We start from the raw sequence: 25,264 nt of genomic DNA, 5'->3' as shown, positions 1-25,264 counted from the left end.
ATGCAGACCACTATCCACTTTCTGCAAAGCACGAATACGCCCGCACACTGACAATCGCGTTAGCGGGTAAAACGTTCGAGTTTGGGATATGCAACAGCAGGCCGTGCACCGGTCAATGTCCGGCACACTGTTTTTTCGCAGCAGTTCAGGTGCGATGTTTGAGGGTTTCGGAAGGCAGTTCGCCGAACTGACGGCGGTAGTTTTCGGAGAAGCGGCCGAGGTGCAAAAAGCCGTAATCAAGCGCCAACTCGGTCAGGCTGCGCACCGGACAACTGGCATCACTGAGACAGGCATTTATGCGTTCGAGCTTGCGCTGGCGGATGTACTGCTGTGGCGTGACATCCAGGTGACGCTCAAACAAGCCATAGAGCGAGCGCACGCTCATGCGAGCTTGCTCGGCCAGCACTTCACTGCTGAGATCGAGTTTGAGGTTACGTTCGATGTACTCGACAACCCGCTCGAAGCTGGCGCTCTGGCCGCCCAGACTTTCACGGCATACGTTGGTCTGCATCTGTGAAAGCAGCTTGGTTCCAACAATTTGCGCGTAATGCTCCTGCACGCGCACCAGCGGCTGATCGGCTTCTGCCTCCATGCATACCATCGCCATGAGGTTTATGAAGCCACTCAACTGGTCGAGCCGGTAGTGATTCTGCAAGAAGCGCACGCCAATGTCCGGGCGCTGCCAACGTTGCTCGGTGCAAATCGACTCAAGCAAGCTGGTCGGAATTTTCAGGATAAATTTTTCGCAGTCATCCGAATATGTCAGGTCTACCGGATCGTCCGGGTTGATCAGCAACAGTTCTCCCGGGCCCAGATAATGCTCAGTATTGTTCCCCGAACGGGACAAGCAATGGCCACGCAAGAGGATCTGCAGGTGATAAATGGATTCCAGTGCTGGCGAAGTCACACGCACGGTGCCGCCGTAGCTGATACGACACAGGTCGAGGTTGGCAAAGTTGCGATGGTTAAGGCTGGCAAGCGGGTGACCCGTTTTCGGCATACGAATGCAATGACCGCCCACGTGCTGATTGACGTAGTCGGAAACGGCATGGGGATCAGCGCGCTCAAAGACGCTACTAGAAGCACTCAGCAAGCCAGCAATCATGACATCACACTCTTATATTTTTTGTATGACTGGCGCCATGCAACGGCTGACGCGAGTTCTTTTTTAGATATTAAGCGCTTTTACTCACGAAAAAACGAACCGGGCATAATTGGTTACAAGCACACTTCAAGTGCTGATAATGACCCGCAAATAGGCGAGATAGAGCCGCCAACAAACAAGCCAGCAGCACTAGCAATGTTCGATAATCGAACACTATCTCGATGAACGGGCAGCGATCTTTCATCAATATCTGCTCGGACCTGACAATTAGTTGTGGCATTTCTGCCCACCTGCACCGGCAACCGCAATTACTAGAGGTCAACAATTGTGCTCACCCGAACGCCACTTATGCCTAATCACCAGGCCTGAAAAGTTAATGGCGAGCACGGATGATATTTTTATGATGCGTAATAATCTCAGTGGCGAGCATATGCACCATTCAGGTGAGGGTTGATGAATGCGCTCCAGCCAATGCCAGTGTTTGTTCAGGTGGTCTATTGCGGCACATTCAAGGCGACCACCAACTCGATGAATCTATCGAATTAGCAAGTCTCTTTCTTGATAAGCGAGCTTGCATCCAACCTGCAAGCCAGACTCCTCCAGCGCAGCCCGGACGCCAAGGTAGGTGAACGTTATCTGGAGCGCGCCGCCTGGTATTGGCTCAAGTCTCATACCATTCTGGATAATCCTGCGGAGCAACAACAATGCATAGTCCCTTGATTATTACGTATCAGGCAAAAGATCTTCTCACTTTCACCTCTGGTTAGCCTTGTCAGCGGGTTTTAAGCTGGATCTGTCGTTAACCAACAGAGGTGAAAAATGAAAAGTTTAGCGTTGGCAGCTTGCCTGGGGCTTGTCACCCCGTGGGCTGCTGCGGCCACCACCCCCGCCAATTCAGATACGTCAGTGAAAACCGAGACCTACCATTACGGTGACACGCTCGATGTGGCTCGCATTATCTCGCAGACAGCGACCGGTGAAGGCTGCGGTGTAGTTATCGCAACCATGGTCTATGAAGACTCAAAAGGTCAGAAGCACCGACTACAGTACCAACGTCTGGGCAACAACTGCGCCTACTGAACCACGACACTGGAAGAGCGTTTGGCGCCGCCGGCTGGTTGAAAAAATGGAGGCTGCAACACGCGGTATTCGGGAATGCTCGACCAGCCGAGCCCCCACGGATATGTATAATACGGGCCCAATCTTAGGCTCTCATGACCTGGTCATGACTGTAGGGGAAACCGACAGCACATGCCCCCGCAATTGCCCGCCGCACTAAAACCAACGCGCACATCGCCAGTTGCGAACCTTTCCAGTAGCACCAGCGCTCAGTGAAACAAACGGGTGCTCAATTCCTTGCTGGCCTCGAGCAGCACCGGTAGAAAACGGCTTTCGAGTTCCTGGCGACTGGTACGACTGACGTGCGTGCCTACGTTCAGTGCAGCCAGTACCTGGCCAGCTGAATCCTTGAGTGGCACGGCGATCGAGCGCAAGCCAATCTCCAGCTCCTGGTCGATGATCACCCAGCCTTGCTGGCGGATCTGCTCGATATTCTCGCGCAATGCCTCGGGGGTATGCAGGGTGCGACTGGTCTTGATCTGCAGGTCGGCGTGCTCAAGGTATTCATCAAGGGTCAGGTTATCCAACCCCGCCAGCAGGATCCGGCCCATTGACGTGCAGTACGCGGGCAAGCGGCTGCCGACGCTGAGATCGACTGATATCAAACGCTGCGGCGTAGCCGAGCGGGCGATGTAGAGGATTTCATCCCCTTCCAGGCTGGCCATTGAACAGGCTTCATGCAGCTGCTCGCTGATCCGGTCGAGGATTGGCTGGGCCGTTACCGCCAGCGGCGTCGAGGATAGATAGGCATGACCAAGCGTCAATACCTTCGGCAGCAACGAATAGGTGCGCCCATCGGTCGTGGCATAGCCAAGCTTGATCAGGGTATGCAGGCAACGCCGTACAGCCGCGCGGGGAATCTCGGTACGGTGGCTGATCTGGGCAATGGTCAGGTGCCGCTTGCGCTCCTGGAATGCATGAATCACGGCCAGTCCACGGGCCAGCGAGGTCATGAAATTAGGGTCGCCGGTCAGGGCTTCAATCCGTTTTGCTGGCGAGACCACAATAGGCGGCGCCAGGGTTGAAATCGGTTGGCGTTGCTCATCGCTCATTGCAGTTTTCCTTTATTGACATTCGAGCCCTTGCGCGATTATCGAACCAGTGCTCGATAATCGCAATCTCTGCTTGCAGACAGCTAGCATAGGCAGCATTCACAGGTGCGGCCCGGCGAGCCAGCCGATAAACAGGCTGTAGGTCACGAACGACAGCAGCGTGGCGCCGACCAAGGCCGCCGCGCAGCGTCCTTGCAAGCCGAAACGCTGGCCGACTATGGGGTAAATACTCATCATCGGCGCACAGGCGAACAACACGCCAGCCACGCGCAAACTCGGATCTGACACAGGCAGAAAGCTGAAGCACAGCAACACTGCCAGAGGATGCAAGACCAACTTGCCCAGGCTGATCTGCAGCAGGTCGGTGACCATGCCGCCAACGCGCATTCCCACCAGGCTGCCACCAATCACAAACAAGGCCACAGGTGCGGAAGACTGAGCCAGCATGTCTACCGCACGCATTGGTATGGCAGGCACATGCAAGCCCAGCAGCGCAACCAGCAACCCCAGGCAAATAGCAATAATGATGGGGTTGCTCAGCAGCCGCTTGCCGGTTGCAACTGCAGTTGCACGCAGGCCAAGACCCTGGCTCTCGCCCACCTCGGCCAAAGCAAAAGCCAGCGGCAGCATCAGCAGATTTTCGATCAACACGCCCATGGCCAACCCGACCGCAGCGGCCTCACCGACCACCAGGGCGGCAATCGGATAACCGATAAAGCCACTGTTGGACATGGACATGCCCACGGCACTGATGGCGCTGGCGCTGAGACCGTCACCACGCCAGCGCCGTGAAACGGCAAAGCCCAGCGCGAACACCAGCAGCGAAGCCAAGCCATAGGCCAGCAGGTAATTGCGCTCGAACACCTCATCCAGCGGTCGTTCGACCAGCGCCTTGAACACCAGCGCTGGCAGCGCAAAGCTGATAACAAAACGCCCCATCCCGGCCACTTGCTCGCGGCTGATCCATTGCAAGCGAGTGGCGATAAAGCCAATGCCGATAATCAGGAAAATCGGCGCTGTGATGCCCAGTATCTGCAACATAATGATGAACTCAATACTTCAGTTGGCAGAGTTGCTGCAAACGGCTGCGAGTGCGTGAGAAGTCGACATGACTGCCCGCCAGGCACAGCTCATCCAGGCTCGCCTCACAGCCTAGAAGGAGCTGCACGCCGCTGTCGTAAGCGATATCGATAAAATTGAGAAAACGCTGCTGTACATCAATCCCCTCGGCATCCAGGCAAGGCACGCCAGTCACCGCCAATTGTCGATACTGGTCGCAGAGCCAGAGAAAGTCCGCACTGGAGCGAGGTTTTCGACACAGCTCGCTGAAATCCAGCCAGAGCATCCCAGCCTCCCGCGCGCGTAGCCTCAGCGGGTGATGATTAAGGCTTGTTTCGCAGTCATATTCAGCGCTATCGCCAAGCCCCAGGCGCTTGCCAAGCACATCACTGGACGCCTCGACCGGCCAGATGTATTCACCCCAGCAATAAGCTGCGCGCTGGCGATAGTCGGCTCCGCCGTCAAGTTGCACAACCGCAAAGCGCTGCTCAAGCAAGCTGATGGCCGGTTTGAAACGTTCGCGATACAGCGGATTGGGGCACAAGCCTTGAGGCGCATAGTTGGACGTACAGACCACACCGACGCCCTTTTCGACCAGGACCTTTAGCAAGCGCCCAAGCAATATCGCATCGCCAATATCGTGTACATGAAACTCGTCAAAACAGAGCAAGCGCACGCGCTTGGCGATGTCACCTGCAACCCGGGCCAATGGATCGGGCTGGCCGTTATACGCCAGCATCCGCTGTTGCAACTCCTGCAGAAATGCATGGAAATGCACCCGACGCTTGTCTTGCAAAGGTGCGGCAGCAAAGAACGCATCCATTATAAAGCTTTTGCCGCGCCCCACCCCGCCCCACAGATAGACCCCGGCGACAGGTTTAGCTGACCAACGCGTACGCGGTGCCAGAAACGCCGAAAGCCACTGACCGAGACGGTCAATGGCTAGCTGTTGTGCAGGGTCGGCGCTAAAGCCTTTGTCACTGAGCAACGTCGTAAAGTGCGCACGCACGAGTTGCTCAGGAAGGCGCTCGCTAGAAGTCAAAGAACACCGTCTCTCCCTCGCCCTGAATGATGATATCAAACCGATAAGCCAGTTTGCCGTCCACTTCACAGCGCTGGGCGACTAAGGTCTCACGTCGCTGCGGCTGCTCGATCAGGTTAAGCACCGGGTCTGCTGCGTTAGCTTCTGCCTCATCGGAGAAATACAAGCGGGTTTGCAGGTGAATATTGATCCCCCGGGCGAACAGGGAAACATTGATATGCGGCGCCATGGGCACACCTGCGGCGTTGTTCACCACACCCGGCTTGATGGTGTGTAGTGTCCAGCCACCGGTTTCGAAGGTGGTAGCGGTACGACCAAAGCAATTGAAGGGTTTTTCCAGGTCGTAGTCGCTGTCGTAGCGGCCTTGATGATCAGCCTGCCAAAACTCCAGGAACGAATCCTTGACCAGATGACCGTTGCCGTCATGGACATTGCCGATCAACAGGATGTGCTCGCCCGGCGCCTCGGGTTTAGCCATCTGGTTCCAGATTTCCTGGGGGCGTGCAGGATTGCCCGCAGCGGCAAAGGCCAAGCCGATATGCACATAGGGGCCAGCGGTTTGCGAAGGGGTTTCGGTGAGTAATTCAATAGGCATGACAGTTCCCCTCAACGATTTTCGAAATGAGTCTGACGCTGCCCGCGCAGCACGATATCGAAGCGATACGCCAGGCAATCCATTGGATTGGCCGCACTCATATCAAGCTTGGCGATAAGGCTCTGCACCGCATCGGGATTGGCGATCGACCTGACAATCGGACACATCGGAATCAGCGGGTCGCCCTCAAAATACAGCTGGGTAATCAAGCGCGTGGAAATGGCCGGGCCACTGATGGAAAAGTGAATATGCGCTGGACGCCAGTCATTCGGGCCGTTGCGCCATGGATAAGGGCCAGGTTTGACCGTGCGGAAGCTGTAGTAGCCATCACGATCCGTCAGGGCACGGCCTACGCCACCAAAATTAGGATCAAGCGGCGCCAGGTAACGGTCATTCTTGTGGCGATAGCGACCGCCGGCGTTGGCCTGCCACATCTCAACCAGCGTGTGCGGGACTGGCTTGCCGTACTTATCGATCACCCGCCCAGCCACGATAATGCGCTCGCCCACAGGCAAACCGCCGTTGTTGAAATTGAGCAACAGGTCGTTGTCATGTTCGCCCATCTTCAGGTGCGAAAAATCCGGGCCAGTGGTCTCCGAAACTGATTGAGGAATACTCACCAGCGCCTGACGTGGTGAACGTGCAATCGAAGTTTTATAGTCAGGCGTCAGCGCCTTTGGGTGCCAATTACGGTCACGAATGACAAAGCGGCTCTGCGCATCAGACATATCGATATCCTCTTATTAGAATGCATGAGACTTGCTGCTGGCCGGTATGGACCAGCGGCAAGTCTCCTGCACAAAACCCCGGGTGGATATTGAAAAGATCAGCGTCATTCATAACCAATTGGTTATGGATATCTCCATAACCAATTCAATTTTCTCCGGCACGCCACTCGCTGCCTGCTTACGAATGCAGCAAAACTTTGACCGAGCGGCGCCGCGACGCCCAAAACTGATGCCTGGAGTGATCAGACTTCGTACTGTTCAAGGTATTCGACGGCGCTCGCACGCAGGGCCTCACGGCACCATTGCGCCGCCAAGGTAGCGGCCGTCGATGGGTTGCTGCAGATCCCCACTGAGCCACCCGGCTCTTTCAGCCCCAGGTCGAGCAGCACCAGCTCGCCGCGGGCCAGATCCTGGCGAACCGCATCATGGGGCGCCACCCAGACAGCCGCGCTGGATTGCACGTAGCGCCGACTCAGGGCGATGGACAAGGTTTCCAGGCGCTGTTGTGGCAGATGAATACCGCACTGCACATAAAGGCTGTCGGCAAAACGGCGAATAGTGGTGCCTGCCAGCGGCAACACCACGGGGTAATCGCCCAGGCGGCTGCGATCGTTCAAGTTGACCTGCAGCAAGGGATGGCCAGGGCTGACCACCAACACCATCGACTCGCTGTACAGGTGCTCGAATGTCAGCCCGGCAATCTGCGGGCTGTCGGTCATGCGGCCGACCACCAAGTCCAATGCACCAACACGCAGTTGGTCCAGCAGATAGGCACTGGGCCCGGTTTCGACACTGACAACCAAGGCCGAGTGGGCTTGGTGCAGGCGCCTGACCACATCCGGTAGCAACGAGCTCTCGACCGTCGACAACACGCCCAGGCGCACCACGCCAGCTTCATGCTCCCCTGAACGCAGACTGCGCACACCTTCTTGCAAGGCTTGCACGCTTGGCCCGGCGTAACGCAAGAAAGCCAAGCCAGCGGCAGTTGGTGTCACGCCTTGCTTGCTGCGCTCGAACAAGCGGCTGGCGAGGATTTCCTCAAGTTCCTTGAGGGTCTTGGAAACCGCGGGTTGGCTGATTGCAAGCTCATTGGCGGCGCGCGCCAGGCTGCCTTGGCGTGCCACTTCGAGAAAACATAGCAAATGACGAAACTTGATGCGGTTATCAATATTCATAGGGTTCGGGTTCAACGCTGTAAACGAAAGGCCTTGGGAGTGATCCCACAACCGCGCTTGAAAAAACGGGAAAAATACGCCGGTTCGGAAAACCCCAGGCTATCGGAAACCTGATTAACCGTCATGGCGGTATAAACCAATGAACGCTTGGCCTCCAGCAACAACCGCTGATTAATCAGCTGCAAGGCGGATTGACCTGCCAGGCGCCGACACAAGGCATTGAGGTGAGCGGCGCTGATACCCAGTTCGCTGGCGTAAAACTCGATGGGCCTGTGCGCGCGGTAATGGATCTCCAGCAGATGGGTGAAGCGCTGCAAATGCTCACGACCCCGGTCAGGTATTTGCGCTTCATTGCCATCAACTGCCTGTGAGCGCCGGGCAACCCACACCAGCAAAGCACTGATCAGTGATTGCAACATCACTTCACGCCCCAGCGCTGGCTCGCTGTACTCCTGGGCGATGGATTCGAACAACGCATTGACATAACCCCGTTGCGAACCCAGCTCATAACAAGCGGCCGTGGCCAGTGGCGTGCTTTCCAGGGCGGTGCTGAGCATGTCCACCAGCGGTTGGGCAAGACTCAGGATGTAACCTTGTACATCCTCGGAAAAGCCAAATCCGTGAACACTCAATGCAGGCACCACTTGCAGTGATGCCTGGCTCACCCGATTGACCTGGCCCTCGACCTCGAGCTCGGCCAGCCCTGCCCCGACATACAACACCTGCACCAGGTCACCATGGCGATGCGGCTTTATTTGCCAGTCATGCAGGCGGCTGCGTTCGGCAATCGACTCACAATGAATCAGGTCAGGCGTCGGCCAAGCAGCTGTTTCGCCATACAGCTTGAACACCGGGACGCTATTGATTACGGCCTTGGTCACGGGCTGGCGATCCTCGAAAAGTCCATGAAAGTAATCGGATAGTGCCTTCAATTGCCCCGGCGATCCACCAAAAATACAGGCGACTTCACCACATCAAGCTCAATCGCCAGCTTGCACAGGACAATAACAATGAAGACTCAAGTCGCTATTATTGGCGCCGGCCCATCCGGACTTCTACTCGGCCAACTGCTGCACAAGGCCGGTATCGACAACATCATTATTGAACGCCAGGCCCCGGACTACGTGCTCGGTCGTATTCGCGCCGGGGTGCTCGAACAAGGCATGGTCGACCTGCTGCGCGAAGCTGGCGTGAGCCAACGCATGGACAGCGAAGGCTTGCCCCATGATGGTTTTGAGCTGGCTTTTGCCGGTCGCCGCGAGCGCATCGACCTCAAGCAACTCACAGGCGGTAAGACAGTGATGATCTACGGCCAGACCGAGGTCACCCGCGATTTGATGCACGCACGCCAAGCCAGTGGCGCCAGGACCTTCTATAACGTCAAGGATGCGCAACTGCATGATCTCAAGGGTCAAAAACCCTCTGTAACCTTCAGCCACGACGGTGAAACAGTGCGTCTCGAGTGCGACCATATCGCCGGTTGTGATGGATTCCATGGCATATCCAGGCAATCGATCCCCGATGGCGTGCTGCAAGAATTCGAACGTGTTTATCCCTTCGGCTGGCTCGGGGTCCTAGCCGATACGCCACCAGTAAACGAAGAACTGATCTACGCCAACCACGAGCGTGGCTTTGCCCTGTGCAGCATGCGCTCCGCCACTCGCACCCGCTATTACGTTCAGGTCGCGGCAGAAGAAAAAGTCGAAGACTGGCCTGATCAACGTTTCTGGGATGAGCTCAAAAGCCGCCTTCCCGCAGACACAGCAGCACGCCTGATTACCGGCCCCTCGATAGAAAAATCAATCGCACCGCTGCGCAGCTTTGTGGTCGAGCCGATGCAGTACGGCCATCTGTTTCTGGTCGGCGATGCCGCACATATAGTTCCGCCCACTGGGGCCAAAGGCCTGAACCTGGCCGCCAGTGACGTCAACACGCTGTACCGAATCCTGCACAAGGTCTACCACGAAGGCCGCAGCGACCTGCTCGAACGCTATTCAGAACTGTGCCTGAAACGCATCTGGAAAGCTGAGCGTTTCTCATGGTGGATGACCTCAATGTTGCACAAATTCCCAGGCACCGACGCCTTCAGCCAACGCATGCAACAAACCGAGCTGGACTACTTTGTAGGCTCTGAAGCCGGGCGCAAAACCATCGCGGAAAACTATGTTGGCCTGCCTTACGAGGTCGTCGAGTGAAGCGCCCAAGGCACGAACCGCTACTGACAAATGCAGGTTACTCGCTCTCTACAGGTTGCTTAAGCCGTGGACAATTGGGGCACAGGGATACCTCTGGCAAGAGATAACGGATGCAACACATGCGCCGTTGACGCCATTGCCGGGCCAGACCATCTGCCTGCTTTACCTCCAGGTATCGAACCGGTGCATACAGTGGGTTTCGCGAACCATCCGGACGCAGCGAGCAGCTCAACAAGCGCTCGCCATCGGACAATAAGTGCGCCTCCTGCGTCCGTTCCCTTAGCTGCCCGAGCCAGGCTTCAAAATAGTTACCGGCGTTACTCCAAAGTACCTTTGCCGGCACCCCCGTTGCCTCGCGCAACGCTTCGATAAAGGGCTGGAGATGGTCCTCGAGCAAATGCGCGAAGCGTGCAAACGGATTGTCTGAAGGCGCTAAAGGCTCACACCCGGCGGGTAGTTTGAAGGCCTCGACCAGGCCCTGGCTGTTAACGATCATCGACATTTTCTCGATGCGCAAAGGTACGCGCCGATCCAGCAACAGCACAGCGCTGATGACCGCTGGAAATAAACGATTGAAGTATTGGTTGGCCCAGATCGAGGCCAGGCCCCGTTGATCCGCTGCGGCAAACTGCGGGCGAAACTTCACCATCAGTTCGGTCAGGGTTTGTGCCGAAAGAAAATCAGACCCCGCTATGGCCTCGCGCGGGTCATCTTTGAGCACAAACACATTGCGAAATTTTGCCAGCTGGCCAACAAACAATGGCTCTAGGCCAGCCAGCAGGGGTTCTGCCCTGCAGCTTTGAGCCGGCACGAATGACTCAGGCGCTGCCAAGATGTTCTCGCCAATATCCGACTTACCACTCTGGGGTGACGCTTTGGAGAACCGGGTCATCTTCAACTCAAATTAATGAATCTTAATATTAATGATTAGCATTTGCACATAATACATCTATTCCTTAAGATGCGGCCCAGGTTTAATGCGGAGCGCAATCAATATGGGTGAATTATGGCGAAAAAATGCTGCCATCCATTTGGCCATGCTCATTAACCTGCTCTCCATTGGCAGCCTGATGATGGTCATGCCGCTGGCGCCTGACCTCGTCCGTCACCTGGGCATGCAGGCCACTCACGTTGGCTATATCAGCGGAGCAGCCACTCTCGCCTCAGCCTTGAGCATGGCTTTTGCGGCACCCTGGCTAGATAGCCTGAAACGCAAACCCGCGCTGGTCGTCCTGCTGGCTCTGCGCTTTGCCTTGCTGCTGTGCTGTGCAATGGCGACCAACGAACACCAATTGATTCTGCTCTTTGTACTCTCAGGCTTGATCGCTGGCCCCATGTCTGCGCTCTTGATGGCGAGCATGCTGGACATTATTGCCCCGGCAGAACGCGGTCGAAAACTGGCCTATATCGGCATGGGCTTTTCCATTGCGGCAATCGTGGTCGTGCCTTTGGCGCTGGAACTGGCCTTGCGCTGGGGTTGGCAGGCACCCTTTATCTTTTTCGGTGGTTTTGGTCTGTTGCTGGCCCTGCTGTGCCAACTGTTGCTGCAGGTTCCTCAGCATGCGCCACGCCCTAAAGGCTCGGTACTGCCCTTGCTCAAGTCGCCGTTGTGCCTGGGTGCATTGGCGATCACGACGCTACAGATTTCCGGCCATTTCTTGCTTGTGCCGCACTTTTCAAACTACTTCCAATTCAATTTGGACTTCCCCCGCGAACAAATCGGCTTGCTGTTTCTCTGCGGCGGTCTTGCCAGCCTGGTAGCTATGCGTCTGGCCGGTGTCAGTCTCGATCGCGGCCAGGTCGTGCCGGTCATATTACTCAGCAGCGGCGGTTTAGCCCTGACTACCTGGCTGGGTTTTGCCAGTCCAGCCGGCCTGCCCATTTACTTGGTATTTGTACTGTTTATGGCGACGAGCGCAGTGCGCACTAACAGCAGCATGACCATAGCGGCAGGCATTCCGGCACCTCATCAACGCGCTGCTTTCATGGCATTCCAGGGCACGGTCAGCAATGTCGCAGCGGGGCTTGGCAGCCTGTTTTCGGCCCTGTACCTGACTGCCGACGCGAATAACCACCTACAAGGATTCAACCAGCTGAGCGGTTTCTATGTCGTCGTTGGACTACTCACTGGTGTGGGTATGTGGCTACTCCAGCGCGGCATCCAGCGCCGTGATGCCGCCAGCCAAAACGCAGGAATAACAATAAACGCAGGGTAACCCCTGCGCTCCCCCAAGAGCAGCCATTGAGAGCCAGCACATCTACTAATAACGGAAATCGCCATGTCATTTGCAAGAAGCATCAACCGCAATCTTTCTCTGGGATTACTCAGCAGCCTGCTACCTATTGCTGCCATTGCCGACAGTGCCGTCAAACTCGAAGACAGCATTGTGACCGCATCGCAAACAGCTCATAACGAACTTAGCGTGCCAGCCAGCGCCTCGGTTATCACCCGCGCGGATCTGGATAAAATGCCGGTCTATGACCTTGCTGATGCGGTAAAGCGCATCCCCGGCGTGCATATCAACACCTCTTCGGCCTATGGCCGCAAAGAGATCAAGATTCGTGGAATGGATTCGGACTACACCCTGTTGCTGGTCAACGGGCGTCGGATCAACTCGCGCGATGCATTGACCTCGAACTATGCCAATGACTTTGACTTGTCTTCGATCCCAATGGCGGCGGTTGAACGCATTGAAGTCATCCGCGGCCCTATGTCATCACTGTACGGTGCAGATGCGCTGGGTGGCGTTATCAATATCATCTTGCGTCAGCCAACCAACAAAACCGAAGCGGGCTTTGGCTACAGCTACGAGCACCCAACCGAAGGTGACAATGGCGACACACACCTTGCCAGCGGCTACCTGAGCGGCGCGCTGCTTGAGAATAAACTGCTGGGTAATCTGGTTGTTCAAGGCACGGACCAAGCAGCCTGGCAGAGTGACCAGCTCAGCCTTGAAGGCACTGACGCCACAGAACAACGCCAAGGCAACAGCGTACTGGGTTCGATGAGCTGGTTGCTCGACGAACAGCAAAGCATCGATATTGATGCAAGCCACCGCGAAGACGATCGCAAAGCGCGCTGGAACAATTTTGGTGCCTTGGTCACCAACAAGCAGGATATGGAACGCAACACATTCGGCATCGCACACAACGGCCGCTGGGATAGCTTCGATTCGCGTGCCCGTTACTACTTTGAAGATGTCGACCTGTCCGATGACTCCGGAATCATCACCCGCCTGCATGGCAAAAAAGGCAAGGTCAAACAGAAGAACCACACCCTTGATGGCCAGATTAGCGGAAGTCTGGGAAGCCACTTGATCACCACAGGTGCCGAGTTCCGTCGCACCAGCCTTGAGCACAACCAGAACCTCGGCAAAGAAACCGAAGTTGATCAAAAAGCCCTGTACATACAAGACGAGTTTTCGTTCGGCGCACTCGACATCACCTTGGGCGGGCGCTGGGACGATCACGAAGTTTATGGCGGCGAGTTCAGTCCGCGCATTTACGGTATCTACAACCTGAGCGACAGCTGGGTGCTCAAGGGCGGCGCCGGCAAGGCATTTAAGGCGCCGGACATCACTCAGTCCGACGAGTCATACAGCGTGCTGGCCTGTCGTGGCATGTGTGAGATTGTCGGCAATCCGGATCTGGACCCGGAAACCTCGGTCAGCTTCGAGTTCGGCACTTTGTACCAAGATGACCGTCTGCAGGCAGGCATCATGTTCTTCCACAATGACATCAAAGACATGATCGTCAGCGACAGCTGGCGTGCAGGCTATCGCCCTGCAGTGATGACCTACACCAACGTCAGCAAGGCACGCGTCCAGGGTTACGAACTGCAAGGCAGCTATGTATTCACCGATGCCCTGACCGGCCGGGCTAACTACACCTACTCTGACGGCGAAGACCGCGATACCGACGAGCAACTCAATTACTCGCCGAAACATATCGCCAATATCGGTATTGACTGGCAAATCATGCCCAAAGTCGACATGAACCTCGACTATCAGTACATCGGCAGTCAAATGGTCGTAGTGCCTGCCCGCTCGGCCAGCTTCGAGTCGGACGAGTATCAAACACTGAGCGCCGGCACCCGGTTCCATGCAACCAAGGAGCTCACGCTAAAAGCCGGGATGAATAACATCACCAACACCAAGCGCGATGACGTTGCCCAATCCATCGACCATATCTTGATGGGCCGCACCTTCTACGTCGGTTTCAATTACGACCTGTAACCCTGCGCCCCGGCGACCTTTATCGTCGGGGCCGCCCACTCATCTAATCAATAGCCGCAATGCCAAGGAGTGGCAGCAATGGGCAAAACAGCAAAATCATCGGACAAATCGCGCTCGGCTCAGTGGCTGCAGCTTCAAGCAAGCCGCCGCTGGCGGAAGCGTATTTTTTCAGAGGTTACAGAGTAAATTCATGAAGCAAACCCTCCGCGACCATCAACGCCTGGCATTTGTGGCAGGTTGCACACTGCTAGGCATATTGCTGGTGCTGTCGATGGCCACAGGCGCTGGCCAATATGGCGCAACGGATGTGCTGGGTTATTTACTGGGCGACCCAGGTCTTGTGGCTGACGAAAAGCTGGCCATGGTTGTCGACCAACTGCGCCTGCCGCGCACGCTCGCTGCGTTACTGGTTGGTGGCAGCTTGGCGCTGGCCGCGACCCTGTTGCAGAGTGCAACCCGTAACCCATTGGCTGAACCGGGCTTGCTGGGGGTCAACGCAGGCGCGGTGCTGGGCCTGGTGATCGGCTTGATTTATTTCGGCGTCGAGTCGACTCGGGGTTATTTGCTCTGGGCTGGCGCCGGCGCCTTGTTGGGAAACCTCATCGTCCTCGGCATTGGCGTTTTGATGGGACAAGCCAGCCCGCTAAAACTCATTCTCGCCGGCATGGCCCTGGCTGCAGTATTTGGTGGCACGGCCAACTTTCTGTTGCTCTCAACCCGCGCCGCACTGGAGCAGTTTCGCTACTGGAACCTGGGCTCACTGTCGGCATCAGAGCTGTCGGCTGTGACCACGGTCAGCCCCCTGGTTTTTCTCGGTTTGATGCTAGCGGCATTGCTCTGCCGCCAACTGACCCTGATGCAGATGGGCGACAGCCAAGCCCGCGCCTTGGGCATTGCAACCAGCTGGGTGCGGATTGGCGTACTCATCGCATCCACCTTGCTAACCGCCTGCGCAATCGCATTGGCTGGCCCTATTGGTTTTGTCGGTTTTCTCGCTGCTTATTCTGCACGCCTGTTCGAACCAGTGGCCTTGCTCCGTCAACTACTGTTTTCGGGCTTATTCGGCATGCTTTTCCTATTGACTGCAGATGTTCTGGCCCGGCGTTTGGTGCAGCCATTTGAGCTGCCGGTGGGCACCCTGCTCGCTGCGGTAGGCGCTCCCGCACTAATTGCGATTGTATTGCGCGGCGGCTTCCGCTCACTGTTGGCGAGCAAATGACAATGCCAAAACACACGCCATCTGGCCTTTGGCATATTCGCCTGGGCAACCTGACCTTACTGTTGCATCGACGCACATGGCTCGCCAGCCTGCTGGTGCTGTGTCTGCTGCTTGCATTGGTGATCGTCGCAATCAGTTTTGGTACTGCGCGCATGGGCGTGGCTGAGGTGCTGGCCACGCTCAGCGGCCAAGGCAGCAAACTCAATGACATCATGCTATTCAAGATTCGCATGCCACGCCTCGCCGCTGTGATAGTCGCAGGGCTTGCCATGGGCATGTCGGGATGCTTGATTCAGACCCTGGTGCGCAACCGCCTCGCCACCCCGGACATGGTTGGGGTAAACGAAGGCGCCTCGCTGGCGGTAATTGGTTTTGCCCTGTACCTGACAATTGGAAGCTGGCCGTGGTGGGCCTCGCCACTGGGCGCCGTGCTGGCAGCCGTTGCGTTATTTGTATTGTGCCGCCGCCCTGGCGAGCAAGGTTATCTGTTTATTGTGATCGGCATCGCCCTTTCCGAATTGCTCGGGGCGATTGGCGACTTTCTGATGGCCAGCCAGCCACTGGTGCATCTGGGCAGCATCTACCTCTGGACCATGGGCCACTTTGCCGGTGCCAGTTACCAGACGGTAGGCCCTATTGCCTTGATCCTGCTCGCGCTTTGCCCGCTGCTGGCGTGGCTCAACCGGCCTCTGGCGTTGCTGCGTTTCGGTGAAGCCACCGCACAAAACCTTGGTGTCAAAGTTGCGGCGCTGCAATTGGCCGTGCTTGGCGTGGCTATCTTAGTGGCGGCATTGGGTACAGCCATTGGTGGTCCCGTGGTGTTTATTGCCATGGCCGCTCCCATCATCGCATCGTGGTTGGCGCGTGATCATTTGGCACCGATCTGGCTCGCCGCATTATGCGGCGCGGTATTGCTCGTCGGCAGCGACACATTGGCCCGCCTGCTGGCGCAACCCGAAGAGATTCCCACGGGAATCATGACCCGTTTGCTCGGCGGAGTCCTGCTGCTGATTCTGCTGCTAAAAGACCGTAAAGGCTCTGATTGATGACTGTTTTACGTGCACACAACTTATGTTTTTCCTACCACGCCAAGACGGTGCTGCAGGATGTCTCCTTCGAACTGCCCAAGGGCAAGCTGATCGGCATTGTCGGGCCTAACGGCAGCGGTAAATCGACCTTGCTTAAACTGCTCGCCCGGCAACTGCCGCTACAAACCGGCGACATTGAACTCAACGGCACGCCGATACAGCGTTATGCCATGAAGGCACTTGCCCGTGAGCTGGCATTCCTGCCACAGCGACCGGTCATGGCGGACGGCATCCGGGTTGAACAACTGGTGCAATATGGCCGTCACCCCCACCAGGGCTGGTTCAATCAATGGAGCGAAGACGATGCCAGGCAAGTCGCTCGCGCATGCGCGGCCATGCAGTTACAGGATATATGGCAGCAACCCGCATCCTCGCTATCCGGAGGGCAAGCCCAGCGCGCCTGGCTGGGCATGATTCTCGCGCAAAACACCAATTTGGTGCTGCTCGACGAACCCACAAGCGCACTTGATATTGGCCATCAGGCCGAGGTGATGGAGGCTGTCGTCAACGTTGTTGCAGAAGGTCGCACCGTCTTGATCGTGATTCACGACCTCGGGGTTGCCGCACGATACTGCGATGAAATCGTCGCCCTTGACCAGGGACGCGTGGCCGCCATCGGCCCGGCCCGCGAAGTGATCAACAAAGCGCTGGTCGACCAGCTTTATCACACCGATGTGGACATTCTGTCGGCGCCTGATGACGGCGCTCCCGTGGTGGTACCACGCCGTCAAAAGCGAAATTCAAATCACCCCATTTCTCACTCTTGAACAGGAGCCTTGCGATGCTTAAATTCCTCAGTTGGAGCTTGCCCTTGCTGCTCGCCAGCCAGTTATTCACCACGACAGCAACCGCAGACACTCGCCAGGTCGAAGATGCTTTTGGCAACCAGGTCTCTGTGCCCGCCTCGCCCAAACGCGTGATCACCCTGAGTGAGTTGGATCTTGATGCAGCGCTGGCGTTGGGCATCACCCCGGTTGGCACCATCAATGGTCGCGGCCAGGCTGCGCCACCGCGCTACCTGGACAGCAAGGCGCTGGCTGACATCAAGGTGGTCGGTGACATAGACAACCCAAACCTGGAAACGCTCCTGGAGCTGCAACCGGACTTGATTCTGACCGGACCGGTTAAGCCCGAGCAATTGGCGATTCTCAATGAGATTGCACCCACGGTGGTCACCTTCGGCTGGGCACGGCCTTGGCAGGAAAGCCTGCAACGTACCGCTAACGCCCTCAACCGCAGCGCTGCGGCCAACGACTTGCTCAAGGGTTATCAAGCCCGCGTCGCCCAGGCAAGAGAGAGGCTGAAACAGCACCAAGGCGAGACCATCAGTATTGTGCGCTGGAACCCCAAAGGCCCCTCTTATATGTTCAAGGACTCCTTCGCCAGCAGCATCGTCAGCGACCTTGGCTTGAAGCGCCCGGAGTATCAGCAGGACCCGGGGCACACCCACTCAATGGCATTGAGCCTGGAGTCGCTGCAACTGCTCGATGCAGACTGGTTGGTTATTGGTACCTTGAGCACCAGCGGCGAGGCTGTAGACGCACTGCATCAGGCTGAACAAACGCCCGCCTTCAAGCAACTCAGCGCCATCCAGGCCAAGCGTTTCAGCGCCGTTGACGGCTCGCTGTGGACCTCGCTCGGAGGCCCACAGGCTGCGTTGCAGGTTATTGCTGATGTTGAGCAACTGCTCGATAAAACCGACGCCAAACCCCTTCATCCCTGAAGACTGTGTACAGGGTCAATCCCCCTTGGCCGCATCAAGGGTCAAGGGCTGATCAATCCTGTACCACCAGGCTTTTACGATCAAGCTTGCCGCTGGCGGTTTTCGGCATACTGTCCAACAGCAGGATCCGAGATGGAATCATGTAGTGCGGCAACCTTTGTTGCAGTACGCGGCGGATGGTCATACGGCCAATACAAACCCCTTTGCCTAACTCGATATAGGCGACCAGGTATGCTTCGTCCGCAATGCCTTGCAGTTTGACGGCAGCATCCTGAACGCCATCGATCGCGCGCAAGCAGGCTTCGATTTCACCTAGTTCAATGCGAAACCCACGCAGCTTGACTTGCTCGTCGAGTCGGCCCAAATAGCGATATGCATCCTCGCCAATGCGCTGTACGCGGTCACCCGTACGATACAGCTGGCGTCCTTGCCAGCCTATGAAACTCTGCGCGCTGAGGTCGTCCCGCGCCCAGTAGCCGTTCGCCAATGACGGACCTTCGATGCATACCTCGCCTTCATCTGCCGCCACCAACTCTACACCGCTATCCGCCAGCACCCAGTGCCGGTAACCCTCAAGTGAATGGCTCAGCAAAATACCTTCGGCACCAATCGGTAGATGCACGGGTGCCATCATCGACCAGACTGTCGCCTCGGTCGGCCCGTAGCAATTCCATAACTGAGAAACCCGCGGTGCCAGATTTTCGGCCAGGGTCGCATCCAGCGCCTCGCCGCCGCACAAGGCAATCAGCCCCGCACGCCCTTGCCAGCCGGTCTTGAGCAGCATCCGCCAAAACGCTGGCGTGGCTTGCAAAGTGTTTATCTCATGGTGTTCAGCCAGGATTGCAAGCAAGGCGTCAGGGTCTTTGTGCGCCGGGCTGCCAACCACCTCGAGCGCACCGCCAGCCCATAAGGGACCGAGCATTTCGAGCAAGGAGATATCAAAGGCCGGTGTGGTAATGAACAGCCAGCGAGTCGCCGCGCTCAATCCCAGACGGCTGCTGGCCGCGAACAAAAAATTAGCCAGTGCATGACGGCTGATCACCACCCCTTTCGGACGCCCGGTGGAGCCCGAGGTAAACATCATGTACGCCGGTGATCGTCCCGCAAAGGCTGGCCAGCTTAGCCTCGCGGCTTCATCAGCTTCAGCAGTTTGCAGATAGAGGCTGGGCATGGCGAAACGACCTTCGCCGTGGGTATCTTGCAGCACCAGGGTCAAGTCGGCGTCCTGGGCAATATCTTGCAGGCGCTGTGGTGGAAATTCAGGGTCCAGCGGCAAAAAGCACAAACCGTTATGCAGGCAGGCTAAAATCGCTGCTATCAAATCGGGGCCGCGTTGCAAATGAAGTCCAATCCTTGAGCCTGGTGTTACCCCGCCCCGAGTCAACTGCGCGGCAATTGTCGCCGTACGCGAGGCCAGGTCTTGATAGCTCAGCACCTCAGCGCCACAGCCCAGCGCAGTGAACCCTGCATGCTGGCTGAATACCTGGGCAAAATGGTGGGCCAGATCGTCTGCTAAGACCTGCAACTCTCCCCCGCTCATGGATTCACCTCGGCAGCCAAGTCAGCAATTTCAAGCAGGTTCTGCCGCAGGTGGGCGAGCAGTTTTTCACTGAGATCATCGCGCAGGCAACCAATTTGTCGTAGCGTCAGGCGACCATCGAATATACCGCCGTGCAGGCTGATCAACTCTGTCGAGCGGTTGTTCGCGGCGCTCGCCCGTCCTGGTGCAATTGGCAATGGTTGCCAGTCGGCTTGCCCCGTGCGCGCAGTTCCCAGGTAATTGAGCGCGATGGGCGGCAGAGGCAATGTTCGGGCATCCACTTGACTGGCGCGTAGCGGCATATAGCCAACACCTTTGTCCGGCACCTGGTCAAGCTGCGTGGTGCACTGCGCTATCAGTTGCGGCCAATCTGGCTGATTGTCCAGCACCAGCGGATACATGCTGGTAAACCAGCCCAGGGTTCGACTGACGTCCAGGCTTGGGTCGATTGCTTCACGGCCATGGCCCTCAAGCAAAATCCATTGGCGCTGGCCCAACTCCATTGCAACCAGGGCACGCGTCAGCGCAGCTAGAAGCAGACAGCGCACTTCACAGGCAAATACACGGGTTGCATCGCGGCTCAATTGCTCCGTGATTGCAGGGTCCAGTTCCAGCAGATGAACGGCGCTTGGTTGTTCACTCACCCAGTCATCGGCGATTCGATAATCCATTGCGGCCATGCGTTCACGCCAATAACTCAGCTGTTCTCCCGCCTGCAAGGTATAAGCAAGCAGGCCCTCGCCCCATTGCCGGTAACTGCTGGTCTTGGCTGGCAAATCCTGACCACGGTGCAGGCGCGCCAAGTCGTCGGCCAGAATGCGCCAGGACACGGCATCCACCACAAGGTGATGGCAGGCAATAAAGACAGCACGGCCTTGCGGCAGGTTATCAATGACGGCCCAGCACAGTGTCCGCGCCAAACACGGGTCGAAATGGCTTTGCAATTCAGTCAGGGCATCTTGCAGCCCGCGGTCACCCAGCTGGGCGTAATCAAGTTGCGCCGGCAAACTCAGCGGCAGGTTTTGCAGATAGCGTTGTGTGTGAGCAGTCACCGCCAGACGCAATGCGTCATGATGCTGGAGCAGTTGTTGCAAATAGCTGCGTAACTGCGTCAGCTCGACACCTGCAGGCAGGCGCAATAGCACGCCCTGATTCCAATGCTGCGGCGTTGCCATTGACTGCTCAAAAAACCAGCGCTGAATCGGCTGCAAGGCAAACTCACCAGTCAATACACCCTGTTCCGCTCGCACCGCGATTTGTTCGCGCTTGCCGCTAAGCACCCGACATAAGCGGCGCACGGTTTTGGCTTCAAATACCTCCTTGACCGAGCAAATATGGCCAGCATCGCGCAAGCGAGTGGTCATCTGGATACTCAAGATCGAATCGCCGCCCAACTGGAAAAAATCGCTGAGCACCCCTAATGGCTGGTTCAGAACGTCTTGCCAAATACCCAACACTTCAGCTTCTAGCGGGGTTGCTGCTGGAGCGTGTTGCTCGTCTGCAGCTAAATTGACAGGGGGCAGTTTGCGCAGATCGAGCTTGCCGTTCGGGGTTAACGGCATCTGGTCGAGCAAGATCAATTGCCTTGGCACCATGTACTCAGGCAGGCGCTGCGCAACATCATGCAGCACAGCCTCTATCTGCGGTTGCGCAGCCTCGGCTTTGAGCGCAGCGTAAGCCACCAATGCCTGGCGTTGCCCGTCTCGCTGAACCATAACCTTGACCTGCTGCAATTCCGGACAACACAGGCTCAGCTGGGCTTCAATTTCACCCGGTTCGATACGGTAGCCGCGCAGCTTGATTTGTTCATCAAGGCGGCCCAGATACTCGTACTCACCATTGTTTAATAGCCGTGCCTTATCGCCACTGTGATACAGGCGCACGCTGACACCTGCCACGCGATGGACACGAAAGGCTTCGGCGCTGCGCTGCGGCTGATTCAAATAGCCACGGGCAAGCCCCAGACCGGCAAGGCAGAGTTCGCCCGGCACTCCGACCGGACACGGCGCGCCGCGCTCATCGAGAATCAGCGCCTGCATACCCTCAATTGGCGTACCGATCGTCACCTGCCCCTCTGGCGATAAATGCTTGCACAACGCAGTTACCGTAGCCTCGGTGGGACCGTACATATTGATCAACCGGACCCGCCCCGCCCAGCGCTCAATCAAGCCTGCCGGGCACGCTTCACCGCCGAAACCGACCGCCTGCAATGTACTCAACTCACGCACCGGCAGGTTCGCCAGCAAGGCAGTCGCACAAATCATATGCGTGCAGGCGCTGCGCTCGATGACGTCCAGCATGTGCTCGTCAGGGTCACCCCAAACCAGCCGGGCGCCGTGGGTCAGAGGTAATAACGCGCACATGTTGCCTGCATCAAACGACAACGACATTGCATTGAGCATGCGTGAGTCTTCAGTTATCTGCATGCGCTTGGCGTGATCACGCAGTAAATTGACCAAGGCGCCCTGCTCGATCATCACACCTTTGGGCAGGCCGCTGGAACCTGAGGTGTAGATCACCTGGGCCAGCTGTTGAGGATCATGTCCCAACGCAGGCCCCGTTGGGGACATGGCATCGAGCTGGGCCTGCAGCTTTACATCCTGCAGGTCCAGCCAACGCACAGCGCTCTGTGTACCTGTTCCGCCTACCAGTTTGGCCAGCTCAGCCGATGGCGGGCCTTGGGCAATGACCTGTTCAATTGCCGCGTCGCCAATAATGTGCTGCAAGCGCTCAGGCGGATACGCCGGGTCCAAGGGCACATAGGCCGCATTGATTTTCCACGTTGCCATCACCGCCACGGCAAAACTGTTGTCTCGCCGCGCCAGTACACCGATCAAAGAGCCTGGGCCATAACCTTGGCTCAACAACCAGTGAGCCAAGCGGTTGGCACGGGCATCAAGCTCGGCATAGGTCATCAGCGACTGGCCAGATGCCAAAGCAACCTGTTGCGGATGCAAGCGCACTTGCTCTTCAAACAAACTCAGCGCGGTCAAGCGATCAGGGTAAACCTCTGGCAAGGCCGACAAACGCGCAGCGGTAGCACGCTCGAATGGCTGATCGAGCATTGGCAATGCCCAAATATCGGTCTGCGGAGCCTGCACCACGGCCTTGAGCAATAACAACAAACGCTCGGCAAAACCTTCCACGCTTGCATGCTCGAACAACGCCGTAGCGTAGAGCCAATCCACGCGTACCGAGTCCATCAACTCGGTCACCTTTACCGAGATGTCGGTCTTGGCCGGCAACACCGGTGAAGTTTCTTCGACAGCCTTACAGCCCGGTATCAAGTCATTGAAATCGACCCGTGCCTGATACACCAGCATGATCTGGAATATCGGATTGATAGCCGTATGCCGATCCATACCCAAGGCTTCGCTGAGGGCCTCGAAACGGTAGAGTTGATGGTCAAACGCTTGCAGGTCTTCCTTACGGCACGCTTGCAGGTAATCAGTAAAGCTTTGCTGCTCGGGTAGCTGCGTACGCAGCACCAGGGTGTTAACAAAGAACCCCACCAAGGCTTCAATCTCGGGCCGCTCGCGGTAGGCCAGCGGGGTGCCTATGACGATGTCACGCTCGCCGCTGTGGCGCGCCAGGAGCAATGCGAAGAGCGCATGCAGGCCGATGAAAGGCGAGGTGTTGTGCTGTTGACAGAGCTGCTTGAAAGCCGTCCAAAGCGAGTTGTCTATGGTCGAAAATACCAGTTCACCGCCACTGGCCTGATGTGCAGGACGCGGCTTATCCAACACCAGGCTGTGCACGTCCGCGATCCCGCGCAGGCGCTCTACCCAAAAAGGCTTGAACTGCCGGTGATAATCACCAAACAGGTCAGAGTTAAACCAACTGGCGTAGTCAATATAGTTCAGCGCAGGCGCCTCCCACTCCAGCTCCTTGCGGTTCTGGAATGCAAGAAATGCAGTCTTGATATCGGCGAACATGTTTTTCACCGACCAGCCATCTGAAATGATGTGGTGCTGGGTGAGCAACAGCACGTGCTCACGCGCCCCAAGACGCAACAGGTTCACTCGCGTGAGTTGGCCGCAGGTCAAGTCAAAAGGCCGGTTGATCTCCTCGCGCACTCGCCGGGCCACATAGGCCTCACGCGCTTGCGGCTCCAGCTCGGAAATATCTTCAGGATGCAGAGTCAGTGGCTGATGCGCCATCACTTGTTGCTCACCACGACCTTGGGCATTGCGCACAAAGCGCGTACGTAAACTGGCATGACGCTGGATTAGTGCATCAAAGGCAAAGGCCAAGGCAGACACATCCAATTCACCGCTCAGGCGGAAGTACACCGGCATGTTGTACAGGTGCGAGCTTTCTTCGTACTGCTCGATAAACCATAAACCGCTTTGCGAAGATGACAGCGGCCCGCTCTCGGTATTGAGGGCTTTGATCGGTTCGGCAAAAGCCTTTTCGGCGGCCAGGCAACTGACTATTGCATCGCGGTTATCGCGAATCAGCTGGCCCAGCGCGGGCGTAATTGCATCCTTGCCCGACTGGGAAACCAGCTGACCCTGAGCGTTGAGACTCAACTGCACGCCTTGACGTGACAGCTGGTTGAGCAAGCCAATGATGTTCGTACTCATGAGTTCCCTCTTAATCGCTCAGGCTCGCGCCGCCATCGACCACAATGTCTTGCAAGGTAATATGGCTGGGCAGGCACAATGTCTTGCAAGGTAATATGGCTGGCCAGGTTTGAAGCCAGAAACAACACCACATTGGCGATCTCATCTGGGGTGGCGATTTTCTGCAGCGGAATGCCCAATTTGAACTGTTCGGGAAAACCCGCGATGGTCTGTGCCGGTGCGTCGTTGCTGCGCCACATACCACGTTGCATGGGTGTATCCGTCGATCCGGGCGAGACCAGATTGCAACGCACGCCGTAGGTGGCAAGCTCAAGGCCCGCGGTACGAATCAAACTGCCCAAGGCGGCCTTTGATGCGCTGTAGGCAGCCATGTCCATGCGCGGCACATGGGCAGCGTTACTGCTCACAGCCACCACAGTTCCGCGACGCCAGACCTTAAAGCGGGGCATCAGCTCACGCAGCAAGTAGAAAGGCCCGCTGACATTGACCCGCATGCAGGCATCCCAATCCTCCAGTGTCAGTTGCTCAATCGGCGCCAGACGCAACACACCTGCCACGCTGGCCAGCACGTCAATGACACCATGTGCGCCAAGCAGCTCTGTGCAGGCCTGCCGCACAGCTGCCGCATCCCCGACATCCAGTACATAAGGCGTGAAACCGTAGTTGTCTTCGTTGAAACCCAGGTCAAAACCGATCACCTGCGCACCCAAGCGTGCAAAGTTCTCGGCCACGCTGCGCCCAATCCCCTGCCCGGCGCCCGTGACCCAGACGGTTTGACCAGTAAAATCCATTAACCCGCTCAT

20 protein-coding genes are annotated in these 25,264 nt (G+C 57.0%); 8 read left to right on the top strand and 12 right to left on the bottom strand.

Annotated elements, in window-relative coordinates:
• Window positions 1–145: 145 nt before the first annotated feature.
• Window positions 146–1,105 (bottom strand): AraC family transcriptional regulator, encoded by a 960-nt coding sequence (locus PSES9_RS0102320; RefSeq protein ID WP_010483595.1) that lies wholly within the window; start codon window positions 1,103–1,105, stop codon window positions 146–148.
• Window positions 1,106–1,924: 819 nt separating this feature from the next.
• Here PSES9_RS0102320 and PSES9_RS0102310 point away from each other — a divergent pair.
• Complete coding sequence (locus PSES9_RS0102310) at window positions 1,925–2,185, top strand: DUF2790 domain-containing protein (RefSeq protein WP_010483594.1); 261 nt, start codon at window positions 1,925–1,927, stop codon at window positions 2,183–2,185.
• A 248-nt stretch (window positions 2,186–2,433) separates the two neighbouring features.
• Here PSES9_RS0102310 and PSES9_RS0102305 read toward each other — a convergent pair whose 3' ends face one another.
• The 7 genes from PSES9_RS0102305 to PSES9_RS0102275 form a co-directional block, all read right to left on the bottom strand.
• Window positions 2,434–3,276, bottom strand: coding sequence for an IclR family transcriptional regulator (locus PSES9_RS0102305; RefSeq protein WP_010483592.1), 843 nt, complete (start codon window positions 3,274–3,276; stop codon window positions 2,434–2,436).
• A 99-nt stretch (window positions 3,277–3,375) separates the two neighbouring features.
• Complete coding sequence (locus PSES9_RS0102300) at window positions 3,376–4,317, bottom strand: AEC family transporter (protein WP_010483591.1); 942 nt, start codon at window positions 4,315–4,317, stop codon at window positions 3,376–3,378.
• Window positions 4,318–4,327: 10 nt separating this feature from the next.
• Window positions 4,328–5,344, bottom strand: a complete 1,017-nt coding sequence (gene zapE / locus PSES9_RS0102295) for a cell division protein ZapE (protein WP_238530352.1) — start codon at window positions 5,342–5,344, stop codon at window positions 4,328–4,330.
• Window positions 5,345–5,366: 22 nt separating this feature from the next.
• A complete protein-coding gene (gene pcaG / locus PSES9_RS0102290; RefSeq protein ID WP_010483587.1) occupies window positions 5,367–5,972 on the bottom strand; it encodes a protocatechuate 3,4-dioxygenase subunit alpha in 606 nt (201 codons plus the stop codon).
• An 11-nt stretch (window positions 5,973–5,983) separates the two neighbouring features.
• Complete coding sequence (pcaH, locus tag PSES9_RS0102285) at window positions 5,984–6,700, bottom strand: protocatechuate 3,4-dioxygenase subunit beta (RefSeq protein ID WP_010483586.1); 717 nt, start codon at window positions 6,698–6,700, stop codon at window positions 5,984–5,986.
• A 242-nt stretch (window positions 6,701–6,942) separates the two neighbouring features.
• Window positions 6,943–7,875 carry a pca operon transcription factor PcaQ gene (pcaQ, locus tag PSES9_RS0102280; protein WP_010483583.1) on the bottom strand — a complete coding sequence of 311 codons (933 nt, stop codon included), beginning with the start codon at window positions 7,873–7,875 and terminating at the stop codon, window positions 6,943–6,945.
• Between the two features lie 11 nt (window positions 7,876–7,886).
• Window positions 7,887–8,756: a helix-turn-helix domain-containing protein gene (locus PSES9_RS0102275; RefSeq protein WP_010483582.1), complete on the bottom strand. Its 870-nt coding sequence runs from the start codon at window positions 8,754–8,756 to the stop codon at window positions 7,887–7,889.
• Between the two features lie 129 nt (window positions 8,757–8,885).
• Here PSES9_RS0102275 and pobA point away from each other — a divergent pair, with 129 nt between their 5' ends.
• Entirely contained in the window at window positions 8,886–10,070 is a 1,185-nt protein-coding gene (gene pobA / locus PSES9_RS0102270; protein ID WP_010483579.1) for a 4-hydroxybenzoate 3-monooxygenase, read from the top strand.
• Between the two features lie 37 nt (window positions 10,071–10,107).
• On the opposite strand, the gene fhuF is transcribed toward pobA, so the two are convergent.
• Entirely contained in the window at window positions 10,108–10,962 is an 855-nt protein-coding gene (gene fhuF, locus PSES9_RS0102265; protein ID WP_010483576.1) for a siderophore-iron reductase FhuF, read from the bottom strand.
• A gap of 103 nt (window positions 10,963–11,065) precedes the next feature.
• Here fhuF and PSES9_RS0102260 point away from each other — a divergent pair, with 103 nt between their 5' ends.
• The 6 genes from PSES9_RS0102260 to PSES9_RS0102230 all read left to right on the top strand — a co-directional run bounded on the left by PSES9_RS0102260 (window position 11,066) and on the right by PSES9_RS0102230 (window position 18,335).
• Window positions 11,066–12,286 (top strand): MFS transporter, encoded by a 1,221-nt coding sequence (locus PSES9_RS0102260; protein ID WP_010483574.1) that lies wholly within the window; start codon window positions 11,066–11,068, stop codon window positions 12,284–12,286.
• 63 nt (window positions 12,287–12,349) lie between these two features.
• Window positions 12,350–14,305 carry a TonB-dependent receptor domain-containing protein gene (locus PSES9_RS0102255; protein WP_010483571.1) on the top strand — a complete coding sequence of 652 codons (1,956 nt, stop codon included), beginning with the start codon at window positions 12,350–12,352 and terminating at the stop codon, window positions 14,303–14,305.
• A 190-nt stretch (window positions 14,306–14,495) separates the two neighbouring features.
• Complete coding sequence (locus PSES9_RS0102245; RefSeq protein ID WP_010483570.1) at window positions 14,496–15,524, top strand: FecCD family ABC transporter permease; 1,029 nt, start codon at window positions 14,496–14,498, stop codon at window positions 15,522–15,524.
• A complete protein-coding gene (locus tag PSES9_RS0102240) occupies window positions 15,521–16,570 on the top strand; it encodes a FecCD family ABC transporter permease (RefSeq protein WP_010483569.1) in 1,050 nt (349 codons plus the stop codon). The genes PSES9_RS0102245 and PSES9_RS0102240 overlap by 4 nt, the downstream gene beginning before the upstream one ends.
• The gene (locus tag PSES9_RS0102235; protein ID WP_010483568.1) at window positions 16,570–17,379 is read left to right on the top strand and encodes an ABC transporter ATP-binding protein; all 810 of its coding nucleotides are present in this window, start codon (window positions 16,570–16,572) and stop codon (window positions 17,377–17,379) included. Before PSES9_RS0102240 ends, PSES9_RS0102235 begins: the two co-directional genes overlap by 1 nt.
• Window positions 17,380–17,393: 14 nt before the next feature.
• Window positions 17,394–18,335, top strand: coding sequence for an ABC transporter substrate-binding protein (locus PSES9_RS0102230; protein ID WP_010483566.1), 942 nt, complete (start codon window positions 17,394–17,396; stop codon window positions 18,333–18,335).
• A 52-nt stretch (window positions 18,336–18,387) separates the two neighbouring features.
• Here the strand turns inward: PSES9_RS0102230 and PSES9_RS0102225 are convergent, their stop codons facing one another.
• The 3 genes from PSES9_RS0102225 to dhbA are packed head-to-tail and all read right to left on the bottom strand — an operon-like array spanning window position 18,388 to window position 25,264.
• Window positions 18,388–19,875: an amino acid adenylation domain-containing protein gene (locus PSES9_RS0102225; protein WP_010483563.1), complete on the bottom strand. Its 1,488-nt coding sequence runs from the start codon at window positions 19,873–19,875 to the stop codon at window positions 18,388–18,390.
• Window positions 19,872–24,461 (bottom strand): non-ribosomal peptide synthetase, encoded by a 4,590-nt coding sequence (locus PSES9_RS0102220; protein ID WP_010483561.1) that lies wholly within the window; start codon window positions 24,459–24,461, stop codon window positions 19,872–19,874. Before PSES9_RS0102220 ends, PSES9_RS0102225 begins: the two co-directional genes overlap by 4 nt.
• Window positions 24,458–25,264 carry a 2,3-dihydro-2,3-dihydroxybenzoate dehydrogenase gene (gene dhbA, locus PSES9_RS0102215; RefSeq protein WP_010483560.1) on the bottom strand — a complete coding sequence of 269 codons (807 nt, stop codon included), beginning with the start codon at window positions 25,262–25,264 and terminating at the stop codon, window positions 24,458–24,460. Before dhbA ends, PSES9_RS0102220 begins: the two co-directional genes overlap by 4 nt.

Origin of the sequence: Pseudomonas sp. S9 (genome assembly GCF_000222125.1) — a bacterium.
Classification (GTDB): domain Bacteria; phylum Pseudomonadota; class Gammaproteobacteria; order Pseudomonadales; family Pseudomonadaceae; genus Aquipseudomonas; species Aquipseudomonas segetis.
The sequence above is the reverse complement of the archived record's forward strand: the minus strand, read 5'-3'. Positions and strand labels throughout refer to the sequence as shown.